The organism is Microtetraspora sp. NBRC 16547, assembly GCF_030268965.1.
Classification (GTDB): Bacteria; Actinomycetota; Actinomycetes; order Streptosporangiales; family Streptosporangiaceae; genus Microtetraspora.
In genome coordinates, this window is sequence record NZ_BSSE01000048.1 from 1 (window position 1) to 11,792 (window position 11,792).

The following is an 11,792-nucleotide window of genomic DNA, read 5'->3' on the forward strand; positions in this document are numbered from 1 at the left end:
AGACGGGGTTGTGCATCATGCACTGGCTTTTAGCACACTGTTGAGTTCTCAAGAAACGGACGCGACCACCATCACCTCAGACTCGAAACCGAGCCATCCGCTCCGGGGCGTTATTCGCTTCGTTCTTTCTGTTTACTATTCTTCCGTGTCGCTCGGTCCGTGTCAAACCGTCCCATTTCGGAACACTTGACCCGAACCCCGCAACCTCGAAGGAATCGCAGCCGCCCCGTCTCCGGGGCAACCCCTCTAACTTACCAGACCGGAGAGGTTCTCGCGAACCCATTTCCAGGACCAGCGTGTTTCAAGGGGTTATCGACGTTTCCCGCACGAGCCCATGCCTGACCGCCGAAGTGATCGGAAGGGGTTGTGCCGGGCGTTGCCGACTGCAAAAGATTAGCAGTCCTTCGGAGTACCCGAGCACGGATCGCGCCAGTGCGCACCGGTGCACGGCCGGGAGGCACAAGCCATACGAAACGGAGCACCCGCGGCGTTGATGAGGCCGAACATAGACTCGGCCCGTGAGCAGCGAGATGCCGCCTGTGGCGAAGAAGGTCCCGACCACCCGCACCCATCACGGCGACTCCGTGATCGACGAATACGCGTGGCTGTTCAAGAAGGACGACGCGGACACCATCTCCTATCTGGAGGCGGAGAACGCCTACACGCAGGAGGTGACCGGCCACCTGAAGGACCTTCAGGAGACGGTCTTCCAGGAGATCAAGGCCCGTACCCAGGAGACCGACCTGTCGGTCCCGACGCGCAAGGGCGCCTGGTGGTACTACTCGCGCACCGAGGAGGGCAAGCAGTACGGCATCCAGTGCCGGGTCGCGGCGGACGGTGACGACCCGCCCGCGCTGACGGCCGGGGAGCCCCTCCCCGGCGAGCAGGTCCTCCTCGACGGGAACGAGCTGGCCGGCGACAGCCCGTTCTTCGCGCTCGGCACGAGCGCGGTCAGCCCCGACGGCACGATGCTGGCGTACTCCACCGACTTCTCCGGCGACGAGCGGTTCACGCTGAGGTTCAAGGACCTGCGCAGCGGTGAGCTCCTCCCGGACGAGATCCCCGGCATCTTCTACGGCGGAGCCTGGTCGGCGGACGGCTCCACGTTCTTCTACACCACGATCGACGAGGCATGGCGTCCTTGTCGCGTCCACCGGCACACGCTGGGGTCGGCCGAGGACGTCCTCGTCTACCAGGAGGACGACGAGCGGTTCTGGGTCGGCATCGGGCTGACCCGCAGCCAGCGGTACCTCGTGCTCAGCGCAGGCAGCAAGATCACCAGCGAGGTCCGGGTGCTGGACGCCGCCGATCCGGCGGGCGAGTTCGTCGTCGTGCGGCCGCGCCGCACCGGCGTCGAGTACGACCTCGACCACGCGGGCGACCGCTTCCTGATCCTGCACAACGACGGCGCCCGCAACTTCGAACTGGCCACCGCGCCGATCGACGACCCCGGGACGTGGACGCCGCTGATCGAGCACCGTGAGGACACCCGGCTGCTCGACGTGGACGCCTTCAAGGACCACATCGCCGTGCATTTCCGCCGGCAGGGCCTCACCGGCATCCGGATCCTTCCGGGCGGCGGGCGGGAGCCGTACGAGATCCCGTTCCCGGAGCCTCTCTACGACGTCGCTCCGTCGGGCAACCCCGAGTTCGAGACCGCCCGGCTGCGGCTCGGCTACACCTCGCTGGTCACCCCGCCGTCGGTGTACGACTACGACCTCGCGTCGGGCCAGCTGATCCTGCTCAAGAGGAGAGCGGTGCTCGGCGGGTACGACCCCGAGGGCTACGAGCAGTTCCGCGAGTGGGCCACCGCCGAGGACGGCACCCGGGTGCCCATCTCGATCGTGATGAGGAAGGGCGCCGATCGGCCCGCCCCCACGCTCCTGTACGGCTACGGCAGCTACGAGACGTCGATCGACCCGTACTTCTCGGTGGCGAGGCTGTCACTCCTCGACAGGGGGTTCGTCTTCGCCGTGGCGCATGTCAGGGGCGGCGGTGAGATGGGCCGGGGCTGGTACGAGGACGGCAAGCTGACCAGGAAGAAGAACACCTTCACCGACTTCGTGGCCTGCGCGAGGCACCTCACGGCCGCGGGTTGGTCCAGCGAGATCATCGCGAGGGGCGGCTCGGCGGGCGGCCTGCTCATGGGCGCGGTCACCAACATCGCGCCGGAGGAGTTCGCCGGGATCGTCGCCGAGGTGCCGTTCGTGGACGCCCTGAACACGATCCTGGACCCGACGCTGCCGTTGACCGTCATCGAATGGGACGAGTGGGGCGATCCCCTGCACGATCCGGATGTCTATGCCTATATGAAGTCATACTCCCCATACGAGAACATCGACGATAGGCCGTACCCGCCGATCCTGGCGATCACCAGCCTGAACGACACCCGCGTGCTCTACCACGAGCCCGCCAAGTGGATCGCCAGGCTGCGTGCCGCCGCCCAGGGCGGCCCGTTCCTGCTCAAGACCGAGATGGGCGCGGGCCACGGCGGCAGGAGCGGTCGGTACGACGCCTGGCGCGAAGAGGCCTTCGCGCTGTCCTGGATCCTCGACCGAGCTGGAGTGACCGAATGACCTACACCGCAGCCGACGACCGGTACGGCCCCATGCCGTACAACCGGACCGGACGAAGCGGGCTGAAACTGCCGGCGGTCTCGCTGGGGCTCTGGCACAACTTCGGGGACGACAAGCCGATCGACACCCAGCGCGCCATCCTTCGCCGGGCGTTCGACCGGGGTGTGACGCACTTCGACCTGGCCAACAACTACGGCCCGCCGTACGGCTCGGCCGAGATCAACTTTGGCCGCATCTTCCGCGAAGATTTCACGCAATATCGTGATGAGCTGGTCATCTCGACGAAGGCGGGCTACGACATGTGGCCCGGACCGTACGGCGAGTGGGGGTCGCGCAAGTACCTGCTGTCCAGCCTCGACCAGTCGCTCGCGCGTATGGGCCTGGACTACGTGGACATCTTCTACAGCCACAGGTTCGACCCCGACACGCCCCTTGAGGAGACGATGGGGGCGCTGGACCACGCGGTGCGCTCCGGAAAGGCCCTGTACGCCGGGATCTCGTCGTACTCGCCCGAGAGGACGAAGGAAGCCGCGGAGATCCTGCGGGCGATGGGGACGCCGCTGCTCATCCACCAGCCGTCGTACTCCATGCTCAACCGCTGGATCGAGGGCGGCCTGCTCGACACCCTGGAGGAGGAGGGCGTGGGCTGCATCGCGTTCTCCCCGCTGGCGCAGGGCATGCTGACCGACCGCTACCTGGACGGCATCCCGCGCGACTCACGCGCCGCGCAGGGCAAGTCCCTGGACCCGGGCCTGCTCACCGACGAGACGCTCCGGCACATCCGCACGCTGAACGAGATCGCCAAGCGGCGCGGCCAGTCCCTCGCGCAGATGGCCCTGGCTTGGGCGCTGCGGGACCGGCGGATGACCTCCGTCCTGATCGGCGCGAGCAGTGTCGCGCAGCTCGACGACAGCCTCGACGCGGTGAACGGGCTCGGCTTCACACAGGATGAGCTGGACGCCATCAACAAGGACGCCGTCGAGGCCGGCATCAACCTCTGGGCCACCTCCAGCAACGGCTGAACCAGACGCCCTCTGGCCGTACGGCTAGTGCCCCAACCGGCAAGGTTTGCCCGGAAGGAGCGGCGTCCAGGGTGGTGCATCGCAAGGCGGAGGAGGAGGTCGTAGCGGAGCCTACGGCCGACGACGACAACGAAGCGAGGTGCCGCCCTGGGCGACGCGACGGGGCAAAGATTGACGGGCGGGGCACTAGAGGGCGTTGTGGCGTTGGAGCCAGGCGAAGGATGCCCAGCCGGGCAGGACGGGCAGCCAGAACGTCATCAGCCGGTACAGCAGCACGGCCGACAAGGACACCGATCCGGGCAGGCCGGCGACCGTCAGGCCGAAGGAAAGCGCGCCCTCGACCGCCCCCAGGCCACCCGGTGTGGGGGCGGCCGAGCCGATCGCGTTGGCCGTGAGGAAGACGACGGCGATCGCGGCGAAGCTCAGCTCGCCGCCGAACGCACGCACGCACGCACCGAGGCACACCACGAAGGCGATCGTCAGCAGCAGCGTCCCGCCGACCGCCTCGAAGATCTTGGACGGGGACTGGAGCACGTCGAGGAGCCGGGGCACCACGCCGGAGAACATCGCCCGCAGCCGTACGGTCAGGAACCGGCGCAGCGGCCGTACGGCCAGGACGATCAGGCTGAGCACGGCGACCGCGAGCAGCGCGATCAGCAACCCGCGTGACGGGGTCAGGGACGGCGCGGCCTGCGTGCCCGTGATGTATCCGAAGAACAGCAGCAGCATGATGTGGCACACCAGGCCGATGAGCTGGGACGCGCCGACGCTCGCCACCGCCGGGCCGGATGGGATGCCGCGTTTCTGCAGGTATCGGGTGTTGATGGCGACGCCGCCGACGGCGGCGGGCGCGACCAGCTTGACGAACGACGCGGCGAACTGCGCCAGCACGGTCGGCCCGAGCGGCAGATGTTCGGGAACGAACCCCCGCAGCATGATCGCGGCGGCGACGTAGCTGAGGCCCGCGGCGACCAGCGCCACCCCACCCCAGGCCCAGTTGGCCGTGGTCACCACGGAGACCAGGTTCACCCGGCTGAGCTGGGAGAGCAGGATGTACGCGGCCAGGGCGCTGGCGATGACCGTCACCAGGGTCTTCGGCTGGAAGCGTTCGAGCCGGACTTCGTCCACCTCGACCTTGGGCTTCAGGGCCACGATCTGCTCGCGGATGGCGGGCAGGAGGTCCTTCTCCTTGCGGGCCGCGGCGCGGGTGCCGCGGGTGAGCGCGATCTGCTGCAGCAACGGGAGCGCTCCGGCGAGCGTGTCCGCGCCGAGCACGGCCGCGGCCGACGCGACCGAGCGCTCCGGGCCCACGCGCAGGCCCAGGTAGGCGAGGAGCTGGGCGAGATCGAGGCGGAGCAGCAGGTCGCCGGCCGCGATCTCGCCGCTTCTCGCGTCGACGAGTAGCACCCGGCCGTCCTCGTTCACGTGGATGCTCTCGCCGGTGAGGTGCCGGTGGGCGAGCCGGTTCGCCTGGAGCAGCCGCACCTGCTCCCAGATCTGGGCGAGCAGCGCGTCGTCGATCTCGTCGTCGCGGAGCTCCTCCAGCGGGCGGCTGCCGACGTGCTCGTAGGCGAGGAGCGCCGCCTCGGTGCCCACCTCGCTCGTGCCGAGGAGGCGCGGCAGGTTCGCCCCGGCCGCCTGGGCGGCGTACGCCATCAGGGCCTCGCGCTCCAGCTCGGCCCGGAGTGAGCGGATGGCCCGCCGCCGCGTGTCCGGGTGCAGCCATACACGCCGCCACAGCCGGTAGGCGATGCCGGCCACCTGCCGGTCGCGGTCGAGCACGGTCACGTCGAGGTGGCTCTGGTCCGCGAGCCCGATGAGGTAACGGCGGCTGCCCGAGCTGTCATCCTCGACCCGCCGCGCGCTCGCCGGGGTGAAGCCGAGCCGCCTGAGCGCGGCGACCACCGCGCTGCCCGGCGGCCGCGTGTTCGCGCTGCCGATGCCGTACAGGGTGCCGTAGCCGACGGCGAGGCCGACGAGATAGGTGACGATCACCCCGAGCGCGGTCACCTTGGTCGCGGTGAACAGGGCGAACACGTCGAGCATGATCGCCACCCCCATCAGCGCGCGCCAGCGCGGCCGACGGGACATCCGCACGGCGGTCGCGTACGCGATGGCGGGGGTGAGCACGGTGTTGAGCGGCTCGACCTCCCTGCCGCCGGTCAGGAGCTGCTTGAGATCGTTGAGCCCGGACCCGATCAGCCACTCGTCCAGCGTGTACGAGACGAGCAGGGCGAGGATGGCGGCGATGAGCCCCTGGGTGACGCGCATCCCGTCGCGGTGGAAGACCCGCTCGACGGCGAACGCCACCGGAACGACCAGCACGGCGATGCCGCCGAGCAGGCCCGAGGCGGACGAGAGCACGTCGGGCGCGCGGCCGGTTCCCGCCTGGACGTCGGTCTCCAGGCCGTTGAGCGTGCGCTGCAGCGCCAGGGCGAGCAGCACCACCGCGGCGAGCCCGACCAGGCTCAGCAGGAAACGCAGGGCGTCGGAGGGGCGGCGGATGCGCTGCGGCAACAGGGGCTCGACGACGAGGACGACTCCGGGATCAGGAGTCTCCATCGTCGCGTTCTTCTCCTTTATGCCCCTCACCACCAGCGATTCTGTGCGATCTTCGCACTCAGTGTCCACAATCGATCCCATGCGACTTTCACTCGCCTCGGACAGCCTTGACGGCATTGCGTCACAGATCGTGACCGAAGCGGAGCGGCGTGGTCATTCAGTCACACTCTATGGAGCATTGGCCCCCGGTGGCCGGACAAATTGGGCCTGGTGCTGTGCCGAGGCGGCGCGCGACGTCGCGGCCGGTCGGGCGGATCAGGGCATCGTGTGCTGCTGGACCGGCACCGGCGCCTCAATCGCCGCGAACAAGGTACCGGGCGTACGGGCCGCACTGTGCATGGATGCGGCCACCGCTGCGGGAGCGCGCACCTGGAACGACGCCAACGTGCTCGCGCTCAGCCTCCGCCTGACCTCCCGGCAGGTGCTGACCGAGATCCTCGACGCGTGGTTCTCCACCGGGCCCAGCACCGCGGAGGACGACCGGGCGAACATCGGCCTGCTGAGAGACCTTGAGGGGTGCTCGTAAAGTTACCTTCATGGAATTGCGTGTCCTGGGCGCCTGCCCGCTCGACTGTCCCGACACCTGCTCGTGGGAGGTGACGGTCAGGGACGGTCAGGCGGTCGGCCTGCGAGGAAACCGCGACCATCCGTTCACCCGGGGCGCGCTCTGCGTGAAGGTCAACCGCTACCTGGAGCACACCCGGGCGGCCGACCGGATCCTCTATCCGCTGAAGCGGGTGGGGCCGAAGGGCTCCGGCCGATTCGAGCGGATCAGCTGGGACGAGGCGCTCGGAGCGATCGCCGACCGGCTGAGGGGCATCGTCGCGGAGCACGGCGGCGAGGCCATCTGGCCGTACCAGGGAACCGGCACGCTCGGATACATCCAGGGCGAGTCCGGCCTGGCCGGGCGGCGGTTCTGGAACGTCCTCGGCGCGTCGGTACACGACCTGAACATCTGCTCGCGCGCGGGGAACCTCGGCCTCAAGTACGTCAACGGCACCGCCGGGGGCATGGATCCCGAGACGTTCGCGCTGTCCAGGCTGATCCTGCTGTGGGGCACCAACACCCTGACCAGCGGTCACCACATGTGGAAGTTCGTCCAGGACGCCCGGGCGAACGGCGCGCACGTCGTGGCGATCGATCCCATCAGGACCCGCACCGCGGACCAGGCCGACGAGCACCTGCCCATCCGGCCGGGGACGGACGCCGCCCTCGCACTCGGGCTGCTCAACGTGGTCCTGGAAGAGGGCGCCGAGGATCGGGAGTACCTGGAGAACCACACCCTCGGCTGGGACGAATTCAAGGCCGAGATCCTGAAATATCCCCCGAGCAGGGTGGCCGAGATCACCGGCCTGCCCGAGGCGGACATCCGCGCCCTCGGCGTACGGCTCGCGCACACCAGGCCCACGGGCATCCGCGCGACCATGGGCATCCAGCGGCACGAGGGCGGAGGCGCCGCGGTGCGCGCCATCGCCTGCATCCCCGGAGTGACGGGCGACTGGCGGCACCCGGGCGGCGGTCTCTCCTACTCCACGTCCGCGCACTTCCCCCTGCACGTGGACCCGCGCGACGACCTGCTGGAGAAGCCGGTCCGCACGCTGACCATGACCCGCCTGGCCGACGGCCTGGACGAGTCCGTGAAGTGCCTGTGGGTCTACGCCGCCAACCCGCTCGGCTCGACATCCGACCAGAACCGCGTACGCGAGGCGATGCTGCGCGAGGACCTGTTCACGGTCGTGATGGAGCAGTTCCCCACCGACACCGTCGACTACGCCGACATCGTGCTGCCCGCCACCATGCAGACCGAGCACATCGACCTGCACGCCGGTTACGGCCACATGTACGTGGTGTGGAACGAGCCCGCCGTCGAGGCGCCGGGCGAGTGCGCGTCCACGACGGAGACCTTCCGCCGGCTGGCCCGGCACATGGGGCTGACCGAGCCCTCGCTGTACGACTCCGACCTGGACCTGGCCGAGCAGCTCCTCACCGGGACGCCGGGCATCACGCTGGAGCGGCTGCGCAAGGAGGGCTGGGCACGGCTGCCGGTCGCCGACCCGTTCGTCCCCTTCGCCGACGGCTTCCCCACGCCGTCCGGCAGGCTGGAGTTCGTCTCCGACCGGGCCGAGGCCGACGGCCAGCCCCGGGTCGCGGGGTACGTCCCCTCGCTCAGCGCCCGTACGGCGTCGGCGACGAAGCTGACGTTGATCACCCCGGCGGCGCACACCTTCCTCAACACGATCTTCAGTAACAACCCCGAGCTGCTCAGGCGGTCCAAGGGGCCGCGGGTCATGGTCAATCCCAAGGACGCCGAGGCGCGCGGGCTCACCGACGGACAGCTCGTCAGGGTGTTCAACGACAACGGGGAGTTCACGGCGTACGTGGAGATCAGCGACCGGGTCCAGCCCGGCGTGGCCGCCGCGCCGAAGGGCCACTGGCCCAAGCTCAGCCCGGGAGGGTCGAACGCCAACGCCGTGGTGGACGAGCGCGACGCCGACATGGGCCGCGGCGCCGTCTACCACGACAACCTCGTCGATATCGCCCCCACGTCGAGCAGAGTGCATGGAGAACGCATGCATGGTGGCCATCCAGATCCGGGACGTACCGGCGGAGGTTCGTGACGCCCTCGCGGGACAGGCGCATGCCCGTGGCATGTCTCTGTTTCCGGCGGCGAAGAGGCGGCTATGGCGATGACGGCCCACAGATAGCCGACAAGGGTGACCCCGCTCAGAGACGGAGCTTGAAGCCCTCGTGGGTGGGGGTGAAGCCGAGCGAGGCGTAGAAGCGGTGCGCGTTGTGCCGCGCCTTGTCGGTCGTGAGCTGGACGAGGCCGCAGCCGCGCTCCCGGGCCCGGTCGATCGCCCACTCCATCATCCGGCGGCCGATCCCCCGGTTGCGGTACGGCACGGCCACCCGGACCGCCTCGACCTGGGCCCGCTCCGCCCCGCGCCGCGACAGCCCCGGGATGAACGTGAGCTGGAACGTCCCGATCACCTGGCCGTCCTCCTCCGCCACGATCAGCTCGTTGCGGGGGTCGGCGTCGATGGTGTCGAACGCCGCCATGAGGTCGATCCCCTCGACCTGCTCGCGAGCCGCCGAGATGGGGTCGTCGTCGAGCATCGCCAGGATGGCCGGGACGTCGTCGCGCCGGGCCGTACGGAACGAAACAGACATGCGGCGAGCCTAGCGGCGGAATTGGGAGGCAGAGGGGCGGCTCAGGGTGCGCTCAGGGGTCTCCCCGATGCCACGGGCGCGTGCCGGGTTGCAGCCTTGAACTATGAACGAACTGACTCGACGTGACGAGATGTCCCTCGCCGGAGCGGCTCTGCGCGGCGCGCCCTGGAAGGCCGCCGCCGTCTCGGGCGGGGCGGTCGCCGCGACCAGCATCCTGATGGGCATGATCCTGCCGGGGCCGGCCGATCTGACGTGGGCCCTGTGCCTGGGCATCAGCGTCTTCACGTGGGTGGCCGCCGTCGGCGCGATCACGAAGCCGGACCGGGGCGATCGGGTCACCCAGCAGGCGCGGCACTGGTCGCTGCGCCACCCGTGGCGTTTCGCGCTCTACCCCGGCGTCGCCGCCGCGATCCTGATGTATCCGGTGCAGCTCGTCATCGATCGGGAGAGCGTCTTCGGCGCAGCGTTGGACGCGCTTTGGGGTGGCGCGCTCGTCTACCTGATCACCGGTCTGCTCGCCCTGACCATGCGCGGTCGCGCGCAGGGCAAGGGCTGACCGCGGTGCCCGGGCGTCGCCCTCTCAGGCATGACGCCCTTTCGCGTGACGCTCGGGCACGACGCTGGACGTGGCGCTGCACCTGACGTGGCGCTGCACCTGACGTGGCGCTGCACGTGACGTGGCGCTCAGGCGCGACGCCTCAGGCGTTGCGCTCCGCCTCGGTCCGGCAGACGCAGAACTCGTTGCCCTCCGGGTCGAGCAGCGTGACCCAGCCGGAGCCGTCCGGGTTGCGGTGGTCCTCGTACTCCTTGGCGCCCAGGCCGACGAGACGCGCGACCTCCTGGTCCCGGGTGGCCCCATCGATGCCGCCGACATCGAAGTGCAGCCGGTTCTTGATCGTCTTGCCCTCGGGGACCTTGATGAAGAGCAGGTGCGGGGGGCCGTCGGGCCGGTCGAGCATGACCTCGTCGTCTTCGGGCTCGGAGTCGACCAGCGGCCAGCCCAGGGCGGTGCTCCACCACTGGGCCAGCTCGTACGGCCGGGCGCAGTCGACGGTCATCGTGTAGATCTCAATCATGTCACCCAGCCAAGCGCGACACCACCAAAGCTGTCAAGCAGGTTTCGCCCAGGCGGGGCTGCTCAGTGCGCGGCACCGCCCGCGAGGTTGAGGCCGATGACGCCGATGAGGATGAACACGATCGAGACGATCTTCAGAAGCGACGCGTTGTCCCCCAGAAGGGCGATGCCGAGGACCGCGGTGCCGACCGCGCCGATCCCGGTCCACACGGCGTAGGCCGTACCGACCTCCAGGCTCTTGAGCGAGAACGCGAGCAGCCCGAAGCTGAGGATGGAGAAGACGAAGAAGCTGCCCGACCACCACGCGTGCGAGAAACCGTCGCTCATCTTGAGCGAGTACGCCATCGCGACTTCGAACAGGCCGGCGACGACGAGCATGACCCAGGCCATGATGCCTCCTTGGGTACGAGACTGAACTTCCTGGCCACTTCCTGGCCACAGGGAGTGCGTCGTCTTCGCTTTCCGGGTACGGCGCGTCTCGTCCGGGATGGCCCCGAGGCCCATCAATGGAGAACGTAACACATCTCCACTTATTTCCCTCTATCCCACCAAATCGTGACAAATCGGCGTAGCGGAAGCGGCCACACGCCGAGTTCCTCGGCGGCCCGCGCCACCTCAGGAGCCCGGGCGGGGTCCAGGCAGAGCCGGCGGCAGGCGCCGGCCGACATCTCCTCGATCGACTCGAACAGCGCGTCGGGCGCCGCGTGCTCCTCCTGCTCGGCCGCGAAGCCCATCTCCCTGGCGATGGACAGGACGTCGTCGGAAGTCGGGCGATCCGGCCTGGCCAGGCCGTGAAAGCGCGCCCAGAGCGGGCTCAGCCAGGTCATCGGATGAACCAGGGGGAGTTCCAGCACCACCCTGCGCCGCGCGTGCGCGTCGAGCGCGGCGAGGAAGGGCACGAGGTCGGGCACGTTGAAGACGACGTGCGCGCAGACGACCACGTCGGCGACAGGCGTGCGACCGGCCGCGTCGGGCCAGCGCCCCTCGACCAACCGGACGGTGCCGCATCCCGCCTCGCGCCCGCGCTCCGCCAGCGCGTCCAGCATGGCGCGGCTCTCGTCCACGGCGACCAGGGCCGTCGGGCGCAGCGGAAGGCTCGCCGCGCCGGTGCCCGCGCCGACGTCGAGCACCGATCCCCCGTCCGGCAGCGCCTCCCGCGCCCGCTCGTACGTCGGCCCCTGCGGCGCCGCGAGGAGCGCGTCAGTCCTCCTCGCGAAGCGCGCGACGTGATGGGTCCACGGATTGGCCGGCGCGGTCGCCAGGATCTCGTCCGGGATCGCCCAGGACTCCAGGTCGGCCCGCCAGCGTGCGGCTCGCTCGTCAAGGCTCACAGCTCCCCACAGTACTGTCGGCCCTCGCTGTGTTTATTGGCGCTCGCTGCGCTCA

The 11,792-nt window shown here is 69.4% G+C and carries 10 protein-coding genes and 1 riboswitch; of the genes, 5 read left to right on the forward strand and 5 right to left on the reverse strand.

The window, feature by feature from the left end; genetic code table 11:
* Positions 1-518 precede the first annotated feature (518 nt).
* Together QSK17_RS34440 and mgrA are read left to right on the forward strand one after the other, a co-directional pair.
* Positions 519-2,576, forward strand: a complete 2,058-nt coding sequence (locus QSK17_RS34440) for a S9 family peptidase (RefSeq protein ID WP_285710588.1) — start codon at positions 519-521, stop codon at positions 2,574-2,576.
* Positions 2,573-3,598 carry an L-glyceraldehyde 3-phosphate reductase gene (mgrA, locus tag QSK17_RS34445; RefSeq protein WP_285710590.1) on the forward strand — a complete coding sequence of 342 codons (1,026 nt, stop codon included), beginning with the start codon at positions 2,573-2,575 and terminating at the stop codon, positions 3,596-3,598. The genes QSK17_RS34440 and mgrA overlap by 4 nt, the downstream gene beginning before the upstream one ends.
* A 186-nt stretch (positions 3,599-3,784) precedes the next feature.
* Here the strand turns inward: mgrA and QSK17_RS34450 are convergent, their stop codons facing one another.
* Positions 3,785-6,190, reverse strand: coding sequence for a flippase-like domain-containing protein (locus QSK17_RS34450; protein WP_285710592.1), 2,406 nt, complete (start codon positions 6,188-6,190; stop codon positions 3,785-3,787).
* Positions 6,191-6,239: 49 nt separating this feature from the next.
* Between QSK17_RS34450 and QSK17_RS34455 the strand changes: the two genes are divergently transcribed.
* The gene (locus QSK17_RS34455; RefSeq protein WP_285710595.1) at positions 6,240-6,686 is read left to right on the forward strand and encodes an RpiB/LacA/LacB family sugar-phosphate isomerase; all 447 of its coding nucleotides are present in this window, start codon (positions 6,240-6,242) and stop codon (positions 6,684-6,686) included.
* Between the two features lie 10 nt (positions 6,687-6,696).
* Positions 6,697-8,778 (forward strand): molybdopterin-containing oxidoreductase family protein, encoded by a 2,082-nt coding sequence (locus QSK17_RS34460; RefSeq protein WP_285710597.1) that lies wholly within the window; start codon positions 6,697-6,699, stop codon positions 8,776-8,778.
* Between the two features lie 106 nt (positions 8,779-8,884).
* On the opposite strand, the gene QSK17_RS34465 is transcribed toward QSK17_RS34460, so the two are convergent.
* The gene (locus tag QSK17_RS34465) at positions 8,885-9,331 is read right to left on the reverse strand and encodes a GNAT family N-acetyltransferase (protein ID WP_285710600.1); all 447 of its coding nucleotides are present in this window, start codon (positions 9,329-9,331) and stop codon (positions 8,885-8,887) included.
* 103 nt (positions 9,332-9,434) lie between these two features.
* Between QSK17_RS34465 and QSK17_RS34470 the strand changes: the two genes are divergently transcribed.
* Positions 9,435-9,887: a hypothetical protein gene (locus QSK17_RS34470; RefSeq protein ID WP_285710602.1), complete on the forward strand. Its 453-nt coding sequence runs from the start codon at positions 9,435-9,437 to the stop codon at positions 9,885-9,887.
* Between the two features lie 142 nt (positions 9,888-10,029).
* On the opposite strand, the gene QSK17_RS34475 is transcribed toward QSK17_RS34470, so the two are convergent.
* From QSK17_RS34475 to QSK17_RS34485, 3 genes are all read right to left on the reverse strand, one after another.
* Complete coding sequence (locus QSK17_RS34475; protein ID WP_285710604.1) at positions 10,030-10,407, reverse strand: VOC family protein; 378 nt, start codon at positions 10,405-10,407, stop codon at positions 10,030-10,032.
* A gap of 62 nt (positions 10,408-10,469) precedes the next feature.
* Positions 10,470-10,796, reverse strand: coding sequence for a DMT family transporter (locus tag QSK17_RS34480; RefSeq protein WP_285710606.1), 327 nt, complete (start codon positions 10,794-10,796; stop codon positions 10,470-10,472).
* Positions 10,797-10,849: 53 nt separating this feature from the next.
* A riboswitch (guanidine-III (ykkC-III) riboswitch) is annotated at positions 10,850-10,912 on the reverse strand.
* Between the two features lie 24 nt (positions 10,913-10,936).
* A complete protein-coding gene (locus QSK17_RS34485) occupies positions 10,937-11,737 on the reverse strand; it encodes a class I SAM-dependent methyltransferase (protein WP_285710608.1) in 801 nt (266 codons plus the stop codon).
* Between the last annotated feature and the right edge of the window lie 55 nt (positions 11,738-11,792).

Bases quoted from the DNA above. Each gene is read 5' to 3' on its own strand.
- QSK17_RS34455 (WP_285710595.1), top strand. From the start codon at position 6,240: ATGCGACTTTCACTCGCCTCGGACAGCCTTGACGGCATTGCGTCACAG.
- QSK17_RS34475 (WP_285710604.1), bottom strand. From the start codon at position 10,407: ATGATTGAGATCTACACGATGACCGTCGACTGCGCCCGGCCGTACGAG.
- QSK17_RS34480 (WP_285710606.1), bottom strand. From the start codon at position 10,796: ATGGCCTGGGTCATGCTCGTCGTCGCCGGCCTGTTCGAAGTCGCGATG.
- mgrA (WP_285710590.1), top strand. From the start codon at position 2,573: ATGACCTACACCGCAGCCGACGACCGGTACGGCCCCATGCCGTACAAC.
- QSK17_RS34470 (WP_285710602.1), top strand. From the start codon at position 9,435: ATGAACGAACTGACTCGACGTGACGAGATGTCCCTCGCCGGAGCGGCT.
- QSK17_RS34465 (WP_285710600.1), bottom strand. From the start codon at position 9,331: ATGTCTGTTTCGTTCCGTACGGCCCGGCGCGACGACGTCCCGGCCATC.
- QSK17_RS34460 (WP_285710597.1), top strand. From the start codon at position 6,697: ATGGAATTGCGTGTCCTGGGCGCCTGCCCGCTCGACTGTCCCGACACC.